The 22,093-nt window shown below is 38.3% G+C and carries 17 protein-coding genes; 6 read left to right on the top strand and 11 right to left on the bottom strand.

Annotated features, from left to right (window positions below):
- The 8 genes from EGI26_RS01380 to EGI26_RS01345 all read right to left on the bottom strand — a co-directional run.
- Positions 1–1,316, bottom strand: a 1,316-nt coding sequence (locus EGI26_RS01380; RefSeq protein ID WP_255075840.1) for a carboxylesterase/lipase family protein, incomplete at its 3' end; no start/stop codon positions are given.
- Between the two features lie 31 nt (positions 1,317–1,347).
- Positions 1,348–2,307, bottom strand: coding sequence for a TIM barrel protein (locus EGI26_RS01375; protein WP_255075838.1), 960 nt, complete (start codon positions 2,305–2,307; stop codon positions 1,348–1,350).
- A gap of 79 nt (positions 2,308–2,386) precedes the next feature.
- On the bottom strand, positions 2,387–2,557 hold the full coding sequence (locus tag EGI26_RS01370) for a hypothetical protein (RefSeq protein ID WP_255075836.1): 171 nt from the start codon (positions 2,555–2,557) through the stop codon (positions 2,387–2,389).
- A 57-nt stretch (positions 2,558–2,614) separates the two neighbouring features.
- On the bottom strand, positions 2,615–3,541 hold the full coding sequence (locus tag EGI26_RS01365) for a fumarylacetoacetate hydrolase family protein (RefSeq protein WP_255075834.1): 927 nt from the start codon (positions 3,539–3,541) through the stop codon (positions 2,615–2,617).
- Between the two features lie 15 nt (positions 3,542–3,556).
- The gene (locus EGI26_RS01360) at positions 3,557–4,633 is read right to left on the bottom strand and encodes a cupin domain-containing protein (protein WP_255075833.1); all 1,077 of its coding nucleotides are present in this window, start codon (positions 4,631–4,633) and stop codon (positions 3,557–3,559) included.
- Positions 4,634–4,636: 3 nt separating this feature from the next.
- Positions 4,637–5,260 carry a flavin reductase family protein gene (locus EGI26_RS01355; protein WP_255075831.1) on the bottom strand — a complete coding sequence of 208 codons (624 nt, stop codon included), beginning with the start codon at positions 5,258–5,260 and terminating at the stop codon, positions 4,637–4,639.
- Positions 5,261–5,267: 7 nt separating this feature from the next.
- On the bottom strand, positions 5,268–6,575 hold the full coding sequence (locus EGI26_RS01350; protein ID WP_255075830.1) for an MFS transporter: 1,308 nt from the start codon (positions 6,573–6,575) through the stop codon (positions 5,268–5,270).
- Positions 6,576–6,639: 64 nt separating this feature from the next.
- Complete coding sequence (locus tag EGI26_RS01345) at positions 6,640–7,416, bottom strand: DeoR/GlpR family DNA-binding transcription regulator (RefSeq protein ID WP_255075829.1); 777 nt, start codon at positions 7,414–7,416, stop codon at positions 6,640–6,642.
- Between the two features lie 207 nt (positions 7,417–7,623).
- On the opposite strand from EGI26_RS01345, the gene EGI26_RS01340 reads away from it, so the two are divergent.
- The 6 genes from EGI26_RS01340 to EGI26_RS01315 all read left to right on the top strand — a co-directional run bounded on the left by EGI26_RS01340 (position 7,624) and on the right by EGI26_RS01315 (position 16,820).
- Entirely contained in the window at positions 7,624–8,808 is a 1,185-nt protein-coding gene (locus tag EGI26_RS01340) for an alpha/beta hydrolase-fold protein (RefSeq protein ID WP_255075827.1), read from the top strand.
- Positions 8,809–8,887: 79 nt separating this feature from the next.
- A complete protein-coding gene (locus tag EGI26_RS01335) occupies positions 8,888–10,456 on the top strand; it encodes a DUF1593 domain-containing protein (RefSeq protein ID WP_255075826.1) in 1,569 nt (522 codons plus the stop codon).
- Positions 10,457–10,487: 31 nt separating this feature from the next.
- Complete coding sequence (locus tag EGI26_RS01330; protein ID WP_255075825.1) at positions 10,488–12,005, top strand: DUF1593 domain-containing protein; 1,518 nt, start codon at positions 10,488–10,490, stop codon at positions 12,003–12,005.
- Between the two features lie 417 nt (positions 12,006–12,422).
- Positions 12,423–14,993, top strand: coding sequence for a TonB-dependent receptor (locus EGI26_RS01325; RefSeq protein ID WP_255075824.1), 2,571 nt, complete (start codon positions 12,423–12,425; stop codon positions 14,991–14,993).
- Between the two features lie 139 nt (positions 14,994–15,132).
- A complete protein-coding gene (locus EGI26_RS01320) occupies positions 15,133–15,522 on the top strand; it encodes an Rrf2 family transcriptional regulator (RefSeq protein ID WP_255075821.1) in 390 nt (129 codons plus the stop codon).
- Positions 15,523–15,680: 158 nt separating this feature from the next.
- A complete protein-coding gene (locus EGI26_RS01315) occupies positions 15,681–16,820 on the top strand; it encodes a chromate transporter (RefSeq protein WP_255075819.1) in 1,140 nt (379 codons plus the stop codon).
- 103 nt (positions 16,821–16,923) lie between these two features.
- Here EGI26_RS01315 and EGI26_RS01310 read toward each other — a convergent pair whose 3' ends face one another.
- From EGI26_RS01310 to EGI26_RS01295, 3 genes are read right to left on the bottom strand one after another with little or no spacing between them, the layout of a single operon-like run.
- Positions 16,924–18,288: an acetylxylan esterase gene (locus EGI26_RS01310; RefSeq protein ID WP_255075818.1), complete on the bottom strand. Its 1,365-nt coding sequence runs from the start codon at positions 18,286–18,288 to the stop codon at positions 16,924–16,926.
- A complete protein-coding gene (locus EGI26_RS01300; RefSeq protein WP_310587921.1) occupies positions 18,285–20,951 on the bottom strand; it encodes a sialate O-acetylesterase in 2,667 nt (888 codons plus the stop codon). Before EGI26_RS01300 ends, EGI26_RS01310 begins: the two co-directional genes overlap by 4 nt.
- Before the next feature lie 4 nt (positions 20,952–20,955).
- Positions 20,956–22,089, bottom strand: a complete 1,134-nt coding sequence (locus EGI26_RS01295; RefSeq protein WP_255075817.1) for an endo-1,4-beta-xylanase — start codon at positions 22,087–22,089, stop codon at positions 20,956–20,958.
- Between the last annotated feature and the right edge of the window lie 4 nt (positions 22,090–22,093).

Here is a 22,093-nt window from a genome sequence, read left to right as displayed (position 1 = left end):
TTTACGGTATGCAAATTGTTATAAGCATAGGGCACTTCGCCAGTATGAAATGCACCAAATTCGGTTTCAGGCGTATAGGCAGGAAGTTTACGATTAAAATTATAAACAAAGGCTTTGGATTTTCCCGTTTGGGTTTGCATTTTTGCCCATATATAATCTTGAATACCAAAGGTTTCGTCACGACCCAATGCTATTTGCGATTTTGCGGCTTGCTCATCTGTTTCAGCGGGGTAGACTTTGAGGAAGTCGGCTACAGAGCCACCAAAACGTTTTGTCATTTGTTCTTTAAAAACCTCGGCTTTTGCTGCTGGGCTACCAATTCGATCATCTTCGTTCCAGCCCACAATAGTCGGTATGTCGTTTTGTTTGCCTTTTGCGAAAATCTCAAAAATGCCTTCGGGCATTATATAACCATCAACAATTGGCGACGAAAGCCCACCTTGCGATTTTTGAATTTCTTCTGCTGATTTTGCTCTTAATTCTGCTAAATTATTGCAGTTTAGTGTTTTAGCATATTTTATTCCCAATTCTTCCGCCGCTTTCATATTTACATTTGGGCGAAGTGGATTTTGAACAAAACTACCACCGCTTTCGGCAATAGCTCGGTGAATTAGCCCTTTTGTGTGAGGAGTGGCTACCAAATAATTCACTCCAAAAGCACCAGCAGATTGCCCTGCTATGGTAACATTGTCGGCATCGCCGCCGAAGGCTTCAATGTTTTTCTGAACCCATTTCAAGGCCGCTATCATGTCCATCAAAGCATAATTTCCAGAAGAATTTTTGCCCGATTCTGCCGAGAGTTCGGGGTGAGCCAAGAAGCCGAAAACTCCTACACGGTAGTTGATACTTACCAAGACAACGCCTTTTTTTGCCATAGCTTCACCATCATAAATGGCACAAGCCGCACCACCACTTCGGAACCCACCACCATATATGTATACCAAAACAGGCCGTTTTTCTTTGTTTGATTTTGCTCCAGACCACACATTGAGGTAAAGGCAATCTTCTGAAATGGGTTCTTTTGGAATGATGAATTCCTCAGACCAACAAAAAAATGGAGCAGGAGGTGCTTGCATTGGACTTGCACTGAAAGCCGTACAGTTTTTTATTCCTTCCCAAGATTTTACAGGTTGTGGAGCTTTCCAACGTAAATTTCCAACAGGTGGAGCTGCAAACGGAATTCCTTTGAAAATCGCAATCGTCTTGTCTTCATTTGCAGTGCCTTCAACCTTCCCGCTAGCTGTATTAATTATGAGGTTTTGACCAAATATGGAAGTGGTAAGTCCAAGTAAAATAAAGGCTAATTTGAATTTCATAGTTTTCGAAATTTGATTTAAAGATGATTAATTAAATTTTAGGTTTTAAAAAATCTAAACTGCGTTTAAGTGCTATTTCTGGACTAGCCACCATGTCTTGCTCTACAAAGTAGTGCTCAACGCCTATTTCTTTTGCCTTTTTAATAATTCCTTTTAGGTCCAAAATACCATCACCTGCTGTAGTCATGTTGCCAAAAAGTGGTATCCATTGTGAGGCGTTACCGCCATCTCCTGAAAACTCCTTTTTCTCTTTCATGTCTTTCAAATGGAGCATTTTGTATCGATTTGGATATTTGGTGAGATACTCAATTGGGTCAGCACCGCCAGAGGCCGTCCAAAAAATATCAAGCTCAAAGAAAACAAGATTTGGGTCAGTGTTTTCAAGAATAATTTGGAGAGGTATCTGCTCATTCATTGGTTTGATGCCATAACCGTGGTTGTGATAGCCAAACTTTATTCCATTTTTCTTGGCATTTTCTCCTATTTTATTGAAGGTCTCCGCCACACGTTTGTAATCGTCCAGATTTTTACGGAGTTCGTCAGGAATGGAAGGAAGTGTGACATATTTTTGCCCTAATACATGAGCCGCTTCGCCCAATTTGTCCATGCCATTTAGCAAAGTATCCATGTCAGTATGCATGGCTGGCGTAGAAAGTCCATTATCCGAAAGCAGCTTTTTAACATCTTTAATATCTTTCCCAAAATATCCGCTACCACTAAAACCCAGCTGTGGAGTTACAGCGGCCCAACGCTTTTTAGCTGCTTCGGTGCTGAAAGAAAACGGCCCATAAAGTTCGAGTTCTTTATAACCCATTGCCGAAAGCATTTTTATGCCTTTTTCAAAGTCCTCCGAAAGCATTTTAGGTAAAGAAAATAACTGGATACCCATTTTGTTTTGCAGCTTCATTTCGGCAAAAAGGTTTTGAAATGGGGTCGCTAGGGCCGCTGTTGCTAAACCTGTTTTCTTCAAAAAATTCCGTCTAGTTGTCATATTTTAAAACGATAAAAAATTAAGCAATAATTATATCAATTTCATTTTCCTTAAATATTGTGGTATATTTTTCTTCAATTCAAGAGTCAGTGATGATGAAATCTATCAAACTTAATGCTGCACCAAGGCTTGATTTTGTAAAGTGGCCCCGCCATGCTCTTTTATAATCAGATCTTCGGCTTCCAACTTTTGCTGAGCCATCTTCTTTTAAAAGGTCTAAAATCTTATCTCTGCGTTGGTTTGGAAGCATTGTTTTTTTTCGAAAGATTTGGAAAAAAATACTTATTTAAATTTTGAAAATAATAGTTTATACTCTCACAATTGGGTTACGAAGTGTACCAATACCTTCCACGGTTACTTCTACTACATCACCAGCCCACATCCATTCTTGCGGCTCTCGACCTAAACCAACCCCTGAAGGCGTACCTGTAGCGATAATATCTCCTGCTTCTAGAGTCATTACCTCACTGATATCGGCAATCTGAGCATTGATATTAAATAACATATATTTTGTATTGGAGTTTTGCTTCTCAATCCCATTTACAGTTGTTCTCAGATTAAGATTATGAGGGTCTGTTAGCTCATTAGCTGTTACAACAATTGGTCCCATAGGAGCAAAGGTATCTTGTCCTTTATTGACTGTCCACTGAGCATTGCGGTGGCAATCTCTAGCACTTATGTCATTGATTATGGTATAGCCAAAAACATATTGTAGTGCGTTTTCTTTCGGTACATTTTTTCCTTTTTTTCCTATAATTACCCCGAGTTCTCCTTCCCAGTCAAGCTGTTTAGTGATATTTTCATTATGTTCAATGGCATCTCCATTGCCAATTACACATGTAGGCGGTTTGGTGAAAAGAATACATTTAGTAGGTAGTTCGACGGGTTTTTTATGAGCCCTTGAAGATTCTTCTAAGTGTTCTGTATAATTTAAACCTATGCAAATTAGGTTTTTACGCGGAACAGGAATTGGTGCAAGTATTTTGGCGTTTGAAATAGGTAAACTTGTACCGAGCAATAATTTTCTGTCCAAGTCTTTGAGTATATTTTCAACTACTTCAATGGCCACCGTTCCTAGATCTATAAATTCCAACATTGTACTTGGTAGTGCAATTTGACATACTTGACCTAGTCTTTGCATGTCAATAATGAGGTCGCCATTTGTTGGGTCATTTTTAATTATTCCCAATCTTGCTTCAGATTCCGGATTACTTCTATATGTTACTAATTTCATATCTGTCAATTTATATTATTCAAAAACACTAGTCACTATCTGATGCCCTCCGTTTTCTTCATACTTTTCGGCTCTGTACTTGTCGAGAAGTTCCATAGTCGGTCTATCATTAATACTGAATAAAATAGCTCTTTCGTTTGAAGTATTTATGTGTTCGTGCAATTTCCAATTGGGTACAACAAACAAATCGCCTTGTTTCCAATCAAACCTAATGCCGTCGATGACAGAGTAGCCACTACCTTCAAACACAAAATAGACTGTGCTACATACTTCACGGTGAGCTTGTGTGTGTACATTTGGGCGGAGCATTTGTATCCAACAACTAAACGTTTTCATCACTGGATTACCAGTGAGGGGGTTGATATACTCCATGGCAATATCATCATGAGGACAAGCCGCACCGCTTTTTGCTAAATCCAATAAGGCCTGTTCCGTTTTTACCCATTTGAAAGTACTCATTGGGGGATAAACTGGCTTTTCTCGTTCCCATGCTGGTTTTAGCGTACCCGAACCATATTTTAATATGCTGTAATTCTTAATGGTATTAACCTCTTGAGTGTCTTTATGCATTGGTTCGAAGAAGTTGGCATTCAAATATTTTGTCAGGGGAATGTCCAATCCATCTATCCATATTGCTCTTTCTTCAGATTCGCTACCGTGGTCATGCCAAAGAAGAGGAGGGTTTAATACAAGGTCTCCTCTTTCTAAGTATACCTTGTCGCCTTCAACTGTGCTATAACTTCCTGCTCCATCAACAATAAATCTGATGGCTTGTGGTGTGTGCCTATGTGCAGGAGCCACTTCTTTGCCATTGAGCCATTGCACAGCCATCCAAAGGGTTTCTGTTGCAAAAGGCATGCCTCCTAAGCCTGGATTTGCCAATGCTATTGCACGTCTATCTCCACCTCTTTCTAGTGTTATTAGTTCACCAGCTTCTTCAGCTAATTCATAAAGCTTTTCCCATTTCCATAGGAAAGGAATTGATTTGGGGTTGGGTTTATGAGGCATTATATCACTTTCCAATGTCCAAAGTGGTTGCAAATTGGCCTCATTGAAATTTTGAAGCAGCTGTTCTATTCTATCGTCTTTCATTGCTTAATTTGGTTTGGAGACTGGCACCTCTCTATTTATAAAAAACTGGTCACTAGTTCTACAATATAAGCCACCTTCCATTTTCCCAATTGACTTATATAATTCTGTATTTATCTTAAAATCTGGCAAAAGAATTTCATCAGCAACATGAATCATTACGACTTGCCCTATTAAAATTGTGGATCCGTTTTGCTTATCCTTAAAGGAATAGTGATGCACTAATTTGCACTCAAAGCTTATTGGGCTTTCTTTTACTCTTGGTGGTTTTACGAGTATAGAATCTTGTGCTGTAAGGCCAGCGAAGGCAAATTCGTCTTCATCAGGTGCCAAACGGGCAGAGGTTTTATTCATTTGCTCTGCTAAGTTCTCTGTTACCATATTTACTACAAATTCACCGGTTTCAAGGACATTTGTCGTAGTATCTTTTTTTATGCCATTCGGAGCGATAGGTGCAAAAATTACATGGGGCGGGTCATAACCTACCACATTAAAAAAAGAAAATGGAGCTAAATTTCGCTCTCCTTTGTTATTAACACTTGATATCCAGCCGATTGGGCGAGGTGTAACAGCTGCTGTTAATATTTTGTACACATCTTGTATATCATGATCACCTGGAAGGATTTTCATAGATTATCTATTTTTCATTTTTGAAATCGACAAAAAAAATGGCTATTGCGGCCACGCCAGCCGCAACAGCAAAAGCAAAGAAGTTTTGCTCAAAGGGCAATTTTAAACTCACAAGATAGCCAACCAATGTAGGGCCGATAATTGCTCCGATTCGGCCAATGCCCGATGCCCACCCAAAACCAGTAGAACGCAATAATGCAGGATAGTACTGTGCTACCAAAGTATTCATAACTATCTGGTTTCCAGAAGTGGTAGCACCAGCAACAAACATCAAGATATACAAGATATAAGACGTTGTAAACCCAAGCAAAAAGATCGCTACAGCTGCCGTAACGAAAAACAAGACCACCGTTTTTCGTAAATCGTATTTATCACCCAGACGCCCTCCTATGATGGCTCCGAAAACCGCTCCGATATTATAAACCAACAAAAAAGTAAGCCCCAAACTGAGATCGTCTCGGTATTCAGGCTTTCCCATAATGAGTTTGGGTAGCCATGAGTTTATACCATATATTACTAGGAGACAAGCAAAAAAAGCTATCCAAAACATCAGTGTACTCCATAGGCGATTGTTTTTGAATAAGTCACTTATACCAGCCTGATTATATAGAGCACTGGAGGTTTCTAGAATAATATTACTTTCAGACTTAAAAGATGGCTCCACCTTACTCAGAATTGCTTTGGCTTCACTCGTTCGTCCTTTTTGTATGAGGAAATTCATGGATTCAGGGAGAGTCCTATAGATAAAAGGCAATAGTAAAATAGGAATTAATCCAAATACAAATACCGATTGCCATCCGAAAATTGGAATCAAAAACATACCAACTAAAACAGATAAGATACCTCCTGTAGCTATTCCGCTAAACATAATGGTTATTAGTGTGTTACGGATATTTTTTGGAGCATATTCGGCCATTAATGAAACGGCGTTTGGCATTACTCCTCCAATTCCTATACCTGCTACAAATCTAAAAGCACCAAACATGCTGGGAGACTGGGCAAATGCACAAAGTACAGTGAAGCCACTAAATAATAAAATACAAGTGATAATAGCATTTTTAGAACCTAGTCGGTTGCCAATTGTTCCAAATATAAATGCTCCAAACATCATTCCAAATAGAGCATAGCTTGCTAAGCTGCCAGCTTCTACTGGAGTCAAATTCCAAGTTTTCATCAATAGCGGCAAAACTGTGCCATAGATCACCAAGTCATAACCATCAAAAATAATGATAAAGCCAGTCCAAAATAATATTGCTCTATGAAAACTATTAAATTTGGCATTATCCAAAACAGGTTGAATATTTATTTTTTGCATAGTGTTAATTTAAAAATAGGCCTGCTAAATGCTATGAGACATAATCTCATAAGGGCTTGGTTTGTCACAAGTTCTTTGCAATAATTATTTCGATTTCATTGTCTTTAAAGACAGATATATGTTTTTCTTCAATTCCCGAGTCAGTAATAATATAATCTATCAAGCTCAGAGCTCCCAAGCTGGCAAGGGCACTTTTACCTATTTTTGTACTATCTGCTACTAGGTAGGTTACTTCTGCCGCATCAATCATAGCTTTTTTAACCACAATATCACTTATGCTCGGATAGGTAAGCCCTGATTTTAGAGAAATCCCTGCTGTTGCTAAAAATAATTTTTGCACATTTAATCCCTTGAAAAAATCTGCTGCTTTTTGGCCTGTCAAAGAGAGGGTAGGGGGTTTAAATTCTCCTCCTGTCATGATTACGTCTATGTCTAAGCCCGTTCCTAACAGTAAAGCTATATTTAATGCATTGGTGATTACTGTTAAGTTTTTTATCCCAGAAATTTTTATTTTCTTCGCAATTTCAGTGGTTGTACTGCCAGAATCTAAAATTATGGTATCGCCATCTTCAATAAACTCAATACACTTTTGGGCAATAATTTCTTTTTTGTCCAAGTTTTCTTGATGTGCCAGAGAAAAACTCTTTACTTGATCTTCAACATTTTTAAGTGTGGCTCCACCATGCTCCTTTATAATTAAATCCTCCGATTCAAGCTTTTCCAGATCTTGCCTTATAGTTACTTCTGTTACCTTGAACAACCGGGCAAGGTCGGCCACCTTTGCTGAGCCATCCTCTTTTAGTAATTCTATAATTCTTTCTCTCCTTTGATTTGGAAGCATTTTCTGTATGATTAATAAAAAGATAAGCCGTGATTTTTTTCTACAAAAAATATACTTTTCACTATTTCGTCGACAAATTTAAAAAGAAAATAAACGAAACAAAAAGAAAATAAAAGAAATTATTTGTTTATTGTTTTTTTGCTTTTACATTCGCAGTATAAAAATATTAAAATTTTTTCTTAGAATTAAACATTTAAAATTAAAAATATGAAAATCGAAATTTTAGTATCGAAAAGTATAAAAAAAAGTTTTTTTGTATTTTTTATATTTGTAATTCCTTTTATTTCTGATGCCCAACGTCGCCCCAATAGCATAATTTCACCTGAAGTTTTATCTGACAATTCGGTCATTTTTAGAGTAAAAGCGTCAAATGCTGCAGATGTAAAAGTGGTGGGCACTTGGAACAGGAGATTTAAGCCAGACGCAATGGCAAAAAAGGACTCAGTTTGGGAAGTTAAAGTAGGGCCTTTGCCCTCTGATATGTATGAATACGATATCGTTATTGACGGTATTCCATTGCTAGATCCTTTAAATAAAAATGCCACTCGTGACGGTGGATATATTCAAAGTAGGTTGATGGTGCCGGGCGGTTTGGGAGATTTAATTGATGTAAAGTCAGTACCTCACGGGGACCTGAAGGCTGTTTGGTACGATTCACCGACAATCGGTACAAGTCAACGACGAATGTTCATTTATACCCCACCTGGATATGACAAAAGCGGAAAGAAATACCCTGTCATGTATTTATTGCATGGTGGAGGTGGTGATGAGGAAGTTTGGGTAAGTAGAGGAAGGGCAAATTATATTATAGATAATCTAATTGCTTCTGGAAAAGCCGAACCCATGATTGTGGTTATTACAAATGGTGATGTAAACAATGTAGGAGCGGTTTTAGACAGAACGGCATTTGAAAACAAAAAAGACAATACAGGCATAGGTGCCATGGCAGCAGGCTTGTTTGAAAAAAGTTTGGTAAAAGATATAATTCCCTATATTGAAGGAAATTATCGTGTAATAGCTGATGCCAATCACCGAGCACTTACTGGGTTTTCAATGGGTGGATTTCAAACCCAAAATATTACCAATAGCAATCCTTCAATGTTTAAATACATAGGAGTCATGAGTATGGGGCTGTTTTCTTCAGCTCGAAATGATGGATCTTACAACAAAGAGAAGCATATAGCTCAGCTGAAAGAACTGCAGAAAAATAACCCTAAAGTGTATTGGATTGGCATGGGAACCGATGATTTTTTGTATAAAAGTGGCATAGAATTAAGAAAACTGTATGACGAAATCGGTTTTAAATACATCTACCGCGAGAATATAGGTAATCATGATTGGAACTCTTGGAGGTTGTATCTTACAGAATTTGCTCCAATGTGTTTTAAATAATTATAATTTAACGATAAATGAAAGAATTGAGATAACATGCATACTCAATCGCTCAATTACAGAAATAAATTTTTCGAAGATGTTTAAGATTTTTAAAACAATATTGGCTACTGGTATATCACTTTTTGCCATTCATAGTGCAAAAGCACAAGACGAAACCAAACCTCGTATCATTATCACTGCCGATCCTGAGCTGGATGATAACAACTCTATGATTAGATTTCTGATGTATAGTACTGACTATCAAATAGAAGGTTTGGTGTATGCTAGCAGTCAGTTTCATTGGAAAGGCGACGGGAAAGGTACGCTATGGCATGTGCCAGGTAGGGAATATGACAGGTTTGGAATGAACGAATGCCCTTGTGAATCATGGAGGTGGGCAAAAGATGAACGTTTTATTCATGACATTGTAGATGCATATGCTAAATCGTATGTCAATTTGAAAATTCATAATAAAAACTTCCCAACTCCTGAATATTTGAAGTCTAGGATCAAATATGGAAATATAGATTTTGATGGAGATTTTTCGAAGGATACTCCTGGCTCTGAGCTTATAAAATCTACAATAATGGATAATAAACCAGGTAAATTATATATTGCAGCTTGGGGCGGTGCGAGTACTATTGCCAGAGCATTGAAATCGATAAGAGAGCAGTATGAATTTACTACTGAATGGGAAAATATAAAAAGTAAAATTTCAAGAAAAGTGGTGCTTTTACCTTCGGGTGACCAGGATGATACTTTTGGCTCTTATATTCGACCAAATTGGCCTGAAATTGAATACCGACAGTTTAGGGATAGCCCAAACTATGGCTACGGAGCCCAATTAAGGGCAAATGAAACCAACAAACCTTTGCTAACGCCTGCCTGGATGATTGAAAATATAATCTCCAAAGGAGCATTAGGTAGCTTGTACAGAGTTTGGGGTGATGGCAAACAAATGGTCAAAGGGGATAAAGTTGATTATTTCGGAATGACAGGTTATACTATTGACGAACTTAAAAAGATGGGTTATTTTGTATGGATGCCACCTCAGGAAAAAGGTTCGTGGCTAGGAGAAGGTGACAACGCCACTTTTATGAATATGCTAGACAACGGACTTTTTGCTTTTGAAAAAGGTGATTTTGGTGGCTGGGGAGGGAGAACAAGATCCATTGCATTAGAGTCAAACGCTTTTGCTGCAGAAACTACAGCTGAGCAAATGGCCGCACAAATGGGTTCAAGAAATGAACAGACAAAAGCTGAGGTCTTGCCTTTTCCTGATTTTTTCGCAAAAGCACAAAATAGTTTTGCTGCACGAATGAAATGGTCGGTTACATCTAAATTTGCAGATGCCAACCACGAACCTAAAGTTAGCTTCCTAGGACCAACAAAAATTATGGTAAATGTTGGGCAAAAGATAAAACTAAATGGAAAAGTCTCGGATCCCGATAATCAAAAAGTTTCTGTGAAATGGATTCAAATGCCTGCAGGAACATATACAAACAGGGTAGAAATACTAAATTATGAAACTCTACAAGCTGAAGTTTTAGTGCCAAAAGATGCTATAGCTGGGCAAACAATACATATAGTTTTGGAGGCAACTGACACTGGCTCGCCGACACTTACTCAATATCAAAGGATTGTTTTAGAGATAAGAAGTAGATAAATTTAGAAAGTATTTAAAATAAATGATAAAAATGAAAAAAGGGTTTCTAATAATTGGCTTTATTTTGTCTGTGGCAGTGAATCTTTGTCAAGCTCAAAAAAGTAATTCAAAGTCGAATAAACCACGTACGATAATTACTACTGATGGAGAATTAGATGATGTGGACTCGTTCATTCGAATGTTATTATATTCAAATGAATATAAAGTGGAAGGCTTAATTGTCAGTAGTTCGCAATGGCATTACAAAGGAGATGGTAAAGGCACAAAGTTTACCTCCGAAATGGAAATGACCAAAAAACTTTACGGTGAACGAACCGAACTCCGCTGGCCAGGAGAGCAATGGATTTATGATTTGGTGGATGCTTACGGAAAGGTGTATCCAAATTTGGTAACACATTCAAAGGATTTTCCTACACATAAATACCTCAGAGACAGAATTCGCATCGGAAATATTGATTTTGAAGGCGAAATGGTAAAAGATACTGAGGGTTCAGATTTTATAAAAGCTAAACTGCTTGACGATGATAGATCTCCGCTCTATTTGCAAGTTTGGGGTGGTACCAATACCATTGCTCGGGCTTTGAAATCTATTGAAGATCAGTACAAAAACACGCCAGAATGGGACAAGATATACAAAAAAGTTTGTGAGAAAGCCATCATTTATGCCATACTTGACCAAGACGCTACCTACAAGAAATACATAGAACCGAACTGGAAAGACATCAAGGTTTATTATAATTCCAATCAGTTTTGGAGTTTTGCTTATTTTTGGAAAAGGTCAGTGCCTGCTGAACTTCACCCTTATTTAGAAGGAAAATTTATGGGCGATATCATCAATAACCATGGGCCACTTTTAAAAATGTATTACAGCTATGGCGATGGTAATCCGCCATTGGGCGAAATTGACGATATTTATAGCAGCATGGAAAAGGCAAAAAAGAACCAGTGGGGCAGTTTTGGGCAATACGATTTCATTTCAGAAGGCGATTCTCCTGCATTTTTACATTTGGTTGATGTTGGTTTGAATAATCTAGAAAATCCACAAGTTGGCGGTTGGGGCGGTCGTTTGGTGCAATCGGCAGTTACACCAAGCCGTTGGGAAGACGGAGACGCAGCTTCAGATTATAATCCTTTTACAAAACAGATGGACAAAGCCTTTGCCCAAACACGCTGGATTCCGGCCATTCAAGAGGATTTTGCAGCTCGTGCTGATTGGTGTATAAAGGATTTTAAGGGTGCCAATCATGCACCAATGATTTCAGTGAAAGGAGGAAATAAAAAAATGGTAAAAGCAGGGCAGAAAATCACGCTAACAGCCACTACGCTTGACCCAGATAAAAACAAAGTAGCCCTTACTTTTTGGCAATATGAAGAAGTGGGTACTTTTAAAGAAAAAGTAATAATCACCTCAATAAACAATACAAATGCAAGCATAGAAATCCCGAAATCAGCCAAAACTGGTGATACAATTCATGTCATTGTAGAAGGAAAAGATGATGGAGTACCAAGTCTGGCTCGCTATCAAAGAGTAGTTTTGAGTGTGAGGTAAGCACCTATAACTTGTTATTTTTCTTGTGTTGAAATTATTCTTTCAAAATATACAAGTGTTTTGGGGTTGATTTTTAGCTAAAAAACCTAAATCTCAATTCTTTTTTCATAGTCAAAAGCACCTTTAGATACCTCTAAAGGTGCTTTTTTTGGTTAAAAATATAATTTTTAGTAAAAATAATATGATAAAATAAAGAAGATTATAAATTTATTACTCTACTAATTTTATAGACTATATAGATTAATATACATTTGTGAAAAAAATAACCAGAATGAATCAACGATGTTGTCTTTAAAATAAAAAACCAGCCTGGCTGCAACCAGACTGGTGGATGCTTAACAAAAATAAAATCATCGCTAAATGAGCTGCCTCCTAAGAGGTCAGTTTTCTTATTTTCAATTAAACAATTTCAAATTAATGAAAAAACTTTTAAAATCTAGTCTTCTAATAGGAGCATTTTTATTTCCCCTATTTATTTCTGCCCAAGACAAGCCCATCATCAACGCCACCGTTTCAGGGATAATATTAGACGCCAAAACCAACGAGAGAATCATTGGAGCTACAGTATCTATCAAAGGAACCACCAAAGTTGCCTCAACAGATGCCAACGGTGAGTTTGCACTTATAACAGGACAAAAATTGCCTTTTACGCTTATTGTATCTTTCATTGGTTATATAAAAAAAGAAGTTGTAATCAACGAAAGTAAAGTTGAAATCAGAATAGAACTAGATACCAAAAACCTTGCTGATGTGGTAGTAACTTCAAGACGTAGGCAAGAGGCGGTTCAAGATATTCCTATTCCAATTTCGGTGATTCGTGGAGTAACCGTTGAAGACCAAGGAGCATTTAACGTAAATCGTCTGAAAGAATTGGTGCCTACAGTTCAGTTTTATGCTTCAAACGCCAGAAATACTACATTGAATATCAGAGGATTAGGTTCTACTTATGGACTTACCAACGATGGTATCGACCCAGGTGTTGGGTATTATGTAGACGGTGTATATTATGCTAGACCAGCGGCCACCGCCCTTGATTTTATAGACATCGACCAAGTAGAGGTGCTACGTGGACCACAAGGTACTTTGTTTGGAAAAAATACTACTGCAGGTGCTTTTAACGTAACTTCTCGCACGCCGACTTTTGACCCATCGGCTAGTTTTGAGTTGAGCTATGGCAATAAAGGATATGTTCAAGCAAAAGCTTCAGTATCTGGTCCTTTAAGTAAGAAACTCGCCGCAAGAGTTTCATTTACGGGTACACAAAGAGATGGCTTATTGTACAACACACGTACACAAACCAACATCAATGATATCAATAACCTCGGGATAAGAGGACAATTACTATTTAAGCCTACAGATAAAATCAATTTTACTTTTATAGCCGACGTTACCGACCAAAATCCAGTGGGTTACGGTTGGCCTGTTGCAAAGGTAGTTACTACCAAACGTGCAGCCTATCGTCAGTTCAATGCCATTATCGGTGATTTGGGATATACTCTTCCATACAAAAGTGCATTTGAAAGAATATTAGATTTGGATACGCCGTCGAGGGCGGGTAATCAATTGGGTGGATTATCACTAAATGCCGACTTCAAAATAGGTGGTGGTACACTAACCTCAACTACCGCTTGGAGATATTGGAAATGGGATCCATTAAACGACCGTGATTACACGGGCTTAAACTCATTTTCGATCTCATCGGGAACATCAGCACATGACCAGTACTCACAAGAGTTTAGATATTCTGGTAAGGTAAATGATAAAATAAGTGGCGTAATAGGTGCGTTTGGTTTGTGGCAGGATTTAAGAACATATCCAGTTCACACAGAAGAAGCAGGTACAGCCCAATGGCGTTTCGCACAAAGTTCTACCAGTCCATTATGGAAAACTCCGGGCTTGTTTGACAATTTTGGAATCAAAACAACCTACGGAATTCAATCATCAAGCGTAGCTTTATTTGCTCAGGCAGATTGGTCGATAACTGAAAAATTGCATGTTTTACCAGGAATTAGATATAACAAAGATGCCAAAAAAGCCAACTACAGCCGGGCAACTTATGGTGGTTTACAAACCACAGATGCAGCATTATTGGCTTTGAAAAATGGAGTTTATAGCAATCAAACTTTTGACATAGACGCTTCTGAAGATAATTTTTCTGGCCAATTGACTTTACAATACAAACTCAATCAGAATGTAAATACTTTTGGAACTTACTCCTTGAGTTATAAGCCTATCGGTGTTAATGTGGGAGGATTACCAACAGCCAATGGCATGGTATTGACAGAATTGGCAACAGTAAAACCTGAAGCCGTTAGACATTTTGAGTTAGGCGTAAAAACCAAACCATCTGCAAGTTCGGTTTTAAACGTAGTTTTTCACAACACCAACATTAAAGACTATCAAACGCAAGTACAAACTCCTGAACCCGGTGTAAACAGAGGGTATTTGGCCAATGCAGAAGAAGTTAGAGTAATTGGTTTTGAAGTTGATGGAAGTATTAGAGTAAACAACCACTTTACATTTAATGGAGCTTTTGCTTATACCGATGGTAAATATGTGAAATTCACCAATGCACCTGTTCCCATCGAGGAAGTTGGTGGAACTACCGCTTTCAAAGATATTTCTGGAGGTGTTTTACCCGGAATTTCAAAATACGCTGGATCATTGGGTACCGAAATCACAGGAAAAGGTAGCTTGTTTGGCTTAAAAGGTAACTACTTCGGTGGCTTGGATGTGTATTATCGTTCTACATTTTCTTCAAGCCCTTCACCATCACAATTCTTAGATATTGAAGGCTATGCCTTGCTAAACGGCAGAGTGGGTTTTAGAGCTTCCAATGGTATTTCACTATTCGTTTGGGGCAGAAACTTAGGTAACAAGGACTACTACGAACAGCTTTTGGTGGCTCCAGGAAGTGCTGGCCAAATCGGTGGTATTTTGGGTGACCCACGTACCTACGGTGTTACATTGAGATATACATTAAATTAATTATGAGTTATTTTGGGAGTAGAGAGTTAGAATTTTGGTCTACTCCCTTTTTTAAACTTTCGTGACAATCATCGGGGTTGGCGGGGTTTCATAAACCCGGTTTGGTGGTTCGAACCCACCCACGAAAACAAAATTATTTATGGAATTCACAAAAAAGACTATTTATACTATCAAAGCATTGGTTTTTCTCCATAAAAAAGAGAAGCTGATTAGTGTTTCGGAGATTGTAAAATGTACACAGATTCCTAAAAAGTTTTTAGAGAACATCATGCTCGAACTTAAAAAAAAAGGATTTGTCGAGAGCTTTCAGGGTAAGTTGGGTGGTTACAAACTTCTAAAACGTCTAGAAGATATTGCCATTTTGGAAATTTTAGACTTTACAGAGTGCAAGGTTCAGTTGACTCCGAGATGCGGTGATAGATGTGATTGTATAAGCAAGGTGGAATGTAGATTTAAAGCATTGAATCATGTACTGTTATCCAATTATTTAAAAACCCTTCAGAATCTCAAAGTTCTGGATTTTACCTGATTAGATGAATTAATTATAATTTTATGAAAATCCTTTATGAAAGGTTGATTATTAGAAACTTATATTTTGCTAAAAAGGGACTCTCGAAAATATCAAAAATGAAAACTTCAGTCATTTATTAGACCAAGATAAATCAATAAAACTCTAAAATTTGTAATATGTCGCCCATTTACTCCTTAAAAGATTTAATACTTTACTTTTTAAAGCTCGGAACAGTAGGCTTTGGTGGCCCTGCTGCCTTGATATCTTATATGCATCGCGACTTGGTAGAGGATAGATTATGGATTTCAGAGCAAGATTATAAAGAAGGTTTGGCTTTAGCACAGCTAGCTCCAGGGCCTTTAGCTGCACAGTTGGCCATTTATTTGGGGTATGTGAATTATCGAGTTTTGGGTGCTACATTGGTGGGTTTAGCTTTTGTTTTACCATCATTTATTATGGTGGTTGCACTGGGATACATTTATACTTTATATGGAGGTTTGTCATGGATACAAGCCGTATTTTATGGGATAAGTGCCGCTGTAATAGGTATTATCGCCATGAGTTCATACAAACTAGTGACAAAATCTATCGGAAAAGACTATTTTCTTTGGATGATATTTGGACTAACCGCCTTGTTTACGATTTACACAGAATCTGAGAGCGTCTGGTTGTTTTTAATAGGAGGCATAGCTTATATGATTTATAAAAACCCTCCAAAATTCACCAAAATTAATACAATTGTCCCTTTGGGTTTAGGCCTTTTGGGTGCTAGTACCTCCGAAACAGATACTTTAGTTAAGATTGCACTATTTTTTGCCAAAGCAGGAGCTTTCGTTTTTGGGAGTGGGCTGGCCATTGTACCATTTTTGTATTCGGGTGTGGTAAAGGATTATCATTGGTTAAACGAAAAACAATTTATGGATGCCGTTGCGGTGGCTATGATTACCCCTGGGCCTGTGGTTATCACGGTTGCCTTTATAGGTTATTTGGTTTTGGGCTTTAAAGGAGCAGTAGTTGCTGCCTTGGCTACTTTTTTGCCCTGCTACTTATTAACTATTTTGCCCGCCCCTTATTTTAAGAAATACGGAAATTTGCCCAGAATAAAGAGTTTTGTGAGTGGCATTACAGCGGCTGCCGTTGGTGCCATTTCTGGAGCTGTAATTATTCTTGCAAAAAGGTCACTGCTGGATATCAATACAATTATCATAGCTCTTTTAACGATGTTTTTATTGTGGAAATACAAAAAGCTTCAAGAGCCAGTTATTATTATTGGAGCAGCCTTGGTTGGTTATTTTTTAAGATTTTTCCACATATAGGTCATTCTGAACAATCGTTTTATCAAAAAAACGAAGTATTATCGCCACTAAAAGGATTATTTCCATAAAAAAAGCAAACCTAATAAACTCTAAAAATCAAATTTTAATTACCCCAATATTTACTTGCCCAGGCTATCCAAGTACTCCAATTGGGGCCGGTGCTATGGCCACCAGCATGTTGTCGGTAAGCTATTTCACCATCTATAAGTGGAGTGCCCAATGGAGGAAATTCGGTAGTTCCCAAATCTGTTTTACCAAATAAACGATAAACAGAACCTGCTTGAGCCGCACCAATAAACATGCCTTTGGCATCGATCCAGTTGCCTTCTACCTGCGGAGAGCCCGCACTGATAAATATCGGTCTAGGAGCACACAAAGCCACCAATTGATGAGCATCTACAGGCAAATCATCAGGAGTAAATAGGCTGGTATATTTTATAAAACTGCCTGAAAACCAATGATATTCGCCAGATCCAGCAAGATTTTCTACTTGTTCACCAAAAACTCTTCTGAGTATTTTTACGCCACCCGCCCCAGATGAGCCAATGAATCCAAGCGATATTCTTGGTTCAAAAGCCATGGCCACTACCGCAGCTTTTCCATAACGAGAAAGACCCTCAATGGCTACTCGCTTGGCATCAATGTCTTTGTCGGTTTCGAAATAATCGATGGCTCTACTGGCACCCCAAGCCCATGCTCTTAATGCTCCCCAATCATTAGGTTTTCGATTATTTCCTTTGTTTACTAATCCAATAATTCCTCTGGTAAGTCCAGCTCCGTTGTCTGCCTGAATGCTTGACGGCTCTATAATGGCGTATCCCCAACCTTTTGTAATTACTTGCTCTTGCCATGTGGGTTCTCCTGCCGAGCCCAAACCGATGGCTTTGACAGGGCCTGGACTAAATGGATTTTTAATAAAACCAAACTCTAAAACTACAGGAACAGACTCTTTACTATTTGCTGGAGTGGCTATGAGTAAGTTTATTTCTACTTTGATGGCTGTATGGTCGGAATTATCCACAATCCCTTTTAAAAGTTTTTCTTTTATGGCTTGATTGCCCACCATTGTGTCTTTTACAGAAATTACTTGCCACTTCACGTTGGGTATGTTCGCAGGAAGTTTTCCATAAATTTCATTTTCAAAATCAGCCACAATTTCTGGCCTGCGTAATTGATTCCATTCATTGACTGACTTCACTTTTTTGCCGTTTTTCAGCACCAAAGGGTCGGGCAAAGTGTATTTGTTTACTTTTTCCTCCGAACTATTGGCAGCGTTTGCATCTTTCGGATTTCCAGACGGCCCTCGTCTGACTTGAGAACGGTTAATAGACAACTGACCCAACATATTGTTGTAGTCGGCCTCTGTAAGCTTGTTGATGCTATCTCTTTGGGCTGGGGTAAGGCCAAATTGGGCGATAGCCGAAGTCCCGAAAGTGAGTAAAATAAATAAAATCTTGAATGCTTTCATTTTTTTTTGGTTGGTTTTTTCATGTCTATTAAATGCTCCGCTACATTCAACATTGTATCGATGTAAATGTCTTTTTCATTTTCTTTGAGATAATGAAGTAACTGACTATGAGCTTCTTTGGATACATTCAGGCCATGTTCGCCACCTACACCATGAAACAAAAACACCAACAATTTGCCAGATTCTTGGGCTTGTTTTACTAGAGCTATCATTTCTTCGCCGGTTTTGTTTTCCATGCTATAGCAGTCAATGTCCATCAGTTTTTGCTCATCAAAACTGTGCATTTCGTGTCTTACAGCCCTTGCAGCAACAAATTCATCGGAAAGAGATTGAATAAACTCGCCTTCGGCCACTTTTTTATGACCGCAAGTGAATGCAAAAGTGCGTTTGGTTTTACCATCAATGGCTTTCAAAAAGGCATTACACATCTTGATTTCTGACTGAATCTGAGCAATAGAATATTTACTCAAATCATACTCAGGTTTCACCCAAGCCATCCCAGGTCCACTCGCATCGCATGGATGATAAACCGTGTGGTTGCCCAATTCGTGACCATTAGTAGCCGCCTTTCTCCAGTTATTTATACGATTTCTAGAAGCATCTGACGATGAAGTTAGGTAAAATGTTCCTTTCAAACTCAAAGAATCTAAAGCAGGAATTACATTGTCCAAATGCACATTTAAGGCGTCGTCATAAGTTAGCACCACAGCAGTTTTTTTGCCCATCCAAGGTTTTGTTGGGTCTAAATCATTGCCATCCGTACGGAATGGAGATGCTGGTAAGCCTTCGGCATTGTAAAAGTTCACATCAGGATTATCTGCCCAAGCATATCTGACATACAATGGTTTTGATATTTTTGGATTTGAAACAACTATCTGATTGCCTTCGATTTTGGCATCCGCCCAAACGAACTTTTTGTCTGCACCTGCAATCGCAAATTCTCGTAAAGCATCACCATCTTTGCTTATGAGGCCACTTCCTATATGATCAAAACTTAGTATTATCTTGTTTTCCTCGATTTTGGACGAATTGAAAATAGGACCTGAAGCAACCAATTCTTCTTTATAAATGAGTTTTCTTGCCAATAATGCCAATCTATCACCCACATCTTTTTTATTGTCGGGGTGAATGTCGTTCCATTCTCCAAGGTCTATTCCTACAGCCATGGCTGTATTGGGCATAGTTGAGGCTTTCAGCTGAGCTTCTCTAAGTGCTGCCCATTGACTTTCCGAAGGCAAATAGTTGGCATCCATAAAGTTGGGCAGTTGTACAAATAAAAACGGTAATTCGCCCTGATTCCATTGTTTTCTCCAATCTCTGATTTGGGCTTTTTGTAAATCGGCATATTCTTGAGGACGGCCAGCATTGCTTTCGCCTTGATACCAAAGGAAGCCTTTTATAGTATATTTTGTAGCTGGAGCAGCCATGGCATTAAACAAAGCGGTCGGCTGATTTTGGCCAGAAAAATTTGGGAAAAATCCAGTTGGAGGTGAAAAAGCCTCACCAACTTTATATTGCCAAGCTCCACTCAAATCTAAAGTGTCGTTTCCAGCAATCAAACTATAAGGTTTATCTGGCACAAAGCCGCCTTTTCCGCCATTATTGGTCACTTTTACTACAATGGTGTTTTTGCCGGCCTTAAGTAAATCGGTCGGAATCGGATACCGCCTCTGCGGATACATATAGCCAGTTTGACCAATTTTTTTTTCATTGATATAAATGGCGTCCGCATCCACAATTCTGCCTAAAAATACTTTTGAGGGTTTATTTAACATGGAAGCGGGCAGATTTATGTCTTTTCTGTACCAAACCACCCCGTCTAAATCCTTTATTCCTTGGTCCTCCCAAAAACCAGGAACAGTTATCGGTTTCCAGTCTTTTGGCTGATAATTAGACTCATACCATTTCGGAGATTCCAATTCACCTTTGTCTTTTGAAACCATCTGAGGTATTTTTATCCTCGAAAACGAATTTACGTAAGCCGTATCTTTATTTTTTTGAATGGTTTCTGTTAATTTCGAAAAGTCTTTTAAACCATCCTCACTCGTCCAAGCTTCAATCGGTGTTCCGCCCACATTGGCATTGATAATGCCAATTGGTACTTGATGTTTTTCATAAATATTTTTTGCAAAAAAATACGCCACCGCCGAAAACTGACGAACATTTTCAGGATTACAGATTTTCCAACTCGCATTTGCGAAGTCATCCTTCTGCTCACTCAAACTGGTGCTTGTGGGTATCCAAAACTGGCGAATGTTAGCATTATTTGCCTCTGCAATATCTTTGGCATAAAGCACATGATGCAACTCCATCTGGTGAACCATATTGCTCTGGCCCGAGCAAAAGTACACATCTCCAAAGGCCACATTGTTAATTTTTATCTCGTTTTTACCTTTTAAAATAATTTCCACACCAGCTCCAGAAGGTTGAGGAGGCAAAGTCAATTCCCACTTCCCAGATTCTAAGGTGGTGGTTTTATACGTTTTCTTGCTCTGAATCAAACTAATTTTCTCTTTCGGGCTTGCCCAACCCCAAATTTTAATAGGCGTATCTCTTTGTAAAACCATGTTGTCAGAAATCAGTTTTGGTAATCTGATTTGAGATTTTACTTCTGAGAAAACAATTATATTTAAAGCAAGTAGTATTAAAAAACGAGATTTCATGGGCTTATTTTAGCTTTTTAGGTACTTGTAAAACAGCATTTAAAGCGGGTTTGGCTTGTTTGTTTCTATCCCAAAGAAGTGGGTAATTGGTACGATTGGGCACAGGATAATCGTTTTTCCAATTCATGCCATCGTGTACACCCCAAAGTGTAACTCGGTCAATTTTGTCTTTTCTTTTGTAAAAAATCTCAAAAAATTCAGCATATCTAGCCGACAAGGCTTTTTCAATATCAGCAGGAAGACCTTTTTGATAAGGATCTAAGAAAGTTTTAAATTCTTCGTTTTGAAATTGCTTTTCTGACATACTTTGTCCGATAATCTGACCTTCCTTGGTAAGTGGGAGTACATCCACATCGAGTTCAGTAATCATAACTTTTACTCCTAGGGCAGCATAAGCATCAATGGCTTGTTCGATGTATTCGATTTTTGGGTAATTCAATCCCCAATGTCCTTGAATTCCGATACCGTCTATTTTGATTCCTGCCGCTTGAAGCATTTTTACCATACGCACAATTCCGTCCCGTTTTGTTGGTCGCCAAGCATTGAAATCGTTATAGTATAATTCGGTATTTGGGGCATATTGTGCCGTATATTTAAAAGCCAATTTTACAAATTCATCCCCACTTCCGATGCCTTTTACCCATTTTGTTTGGCGGTAATTTCCGTCATCGTCAATTACTTCATTTACTACATCCCAAGCATTTACTTTCCCTGCATAATGTCCAGCAATGGCTTTTATATGGTCGTGCAATCGTTGAGCAACTTCTTCCTTTGATTTGGGCTTTCCGTTTTCATCTTGAAAAAACCAATCTGGTGTTTGATTGTGCCAAGCCAAAGTATGCCCAATGATGAACATATTATTTTTCTTTCCAAAATCGATAAAAGCATCGCCTGGCCCATAATTAAAAACCTCAGGTTGCGGATTTATCAGAGCCGCTTTCATCGAGTTTTCAAGTGTAATGGTGTTAAACTGCTTCACCACAATGTCTTGCGAAGCTTTATCTTTACCAGAAACTATCTGATCATTAACAGCTACGCCCATTTTGAAAGCATCTTTATAAGCTTCTTTGAGGGTGGTTTGGGCGAAAACCGAATTGCTAAATATTAACCCAAGTAATACAATGCCTTTAAAGTTCATATTT

This window comes from Lacihabitans sp. CCS-44 (assembly GCF_024343735.1).
Classification (GTDB): domain Bacteria; phylum Bacteroidota; class Bacteroidia; order Cytophagales; family Spirosomataceae; genus Leadbetterella.
This window is presented reverse-complemented; position numbering and strand designations above follow the sequence as displayed.

Excerpts from the sequence above, each read along its gene's own strand:
- EGI26_RS01355 (WP_255075831.1), bottom strand. The coding sequence starts at position 5,260 with ATGAAAATCCTTCCAGGTGATCATGATATACAAGATGTGTACAAAATA.
- EGI26_RS01340 (WP_255075827.1), top strand. The coding sequence starts at position 7,624 with ATGAAAATCGAAATTTTAGTATCGAAAAGTATAAAAAAAAGTTTTTTT.
- EGI26_RS01375 (WP_255075838.1), bottom strand. The coding sequence starts at position 2,307 with ATGACAACTAGACGGAATTTTTTGAAGAAAACAGGTTTAGCAACAGCG.
- EGI26_RS01370 (WP_255075836.1), bottom strand. The coding sequence starts at position 2,557 with ATGCTTCCAAACCAACGCAGAGATAAGATTTTAGACCTTTTAAAAGAA.
- EGI26_RS01315 (WP_255075819.1), top strand. The coding sequence starts at position 15,681 with ATGTCGCCCATTTACTCCTTAAAAGATTTAATACTTTACTTTTTAAAG.
- EGI26_RS01300 (WP_310587921.1), bottom strand. The coding sequence starts at position 20,951 with ATGAAATCTCGTTTTTTAATACTACTTGCTTTAAATATAATTGTTTTC.
- EGI26_RS01330 (WP_255075825.1), top strand. The coding sequence starts at position 10,488 with ATGAAAAAAGGGTTTCTAATAATTGGCTTTATTTTGTCTGTGGCAGTG.
- EGI26_RS01310 (WP_255075818.1), bottom strand. The coding sequence starts at position 18,288 with ATGAAAGCATTCAAGATTTTATTTATTTTACTCACTTTCGGGACTTCG.
- EGI26_RS01365 (WP_255075834.1), bottom strand. The coding sequence starts at position 3,541 with ATGAAATTAGTAACATATAGAAGTAATCCGGAATCTGAAGCAAGATTG.
- EGI26_RS01320 (WP_255075821.1), top strand. The coding sequence starts at position 15,133 with ATGGAATTCACAAAAAAGACTATTTATACTATCAAAGCATTGGTTTTT.
- EGI26_RS01360 (WP_255075833.1), bottom strand. The coding sequence starts at position 4,633 with ATGAAAGACGATAGAATAGAACAGCTGCTTCAAAATTTCAATGAGGCC.
- EGI26_RS01325 (WP_255075824.1), top strand. The coding sequence starts at position 12,423 with ATGAAAAAACTTTTAAAATCTAGTCTTCTAATAGGAGCATTTTTATTT.
- EGI26_RS01345 (WP_255075829.1), bottom strand. The coding sequence starts at position 7,416 with ATGCTTCCAAATCAAAGGAGAGAAAGAATTATAGAATTACTAAAAGAG.
- EGI26_RS01350 (WP_255075830.1), bottom strand. The coding sequence starts at position 6,575 with ATGCAAAAAATAAATATTCAACCTGTTTTGGATAATGCCAAATTTAAT.
- EGI26_RS01335 (WP_255075826.1), top strand. The coding sequence starts at position 8,888 with ATGTTTAAGATTTTTAAAACAATATTGGCTACTGGTATATCACTTTTT.
- EGI26_RS01295 (WP_255075817.1), bottom strand. The coding sequence starts at position 22,089 with ATGAACTTTAAAGGCATTGTATTACTTGGGTTAATATTTAGCAATTCG.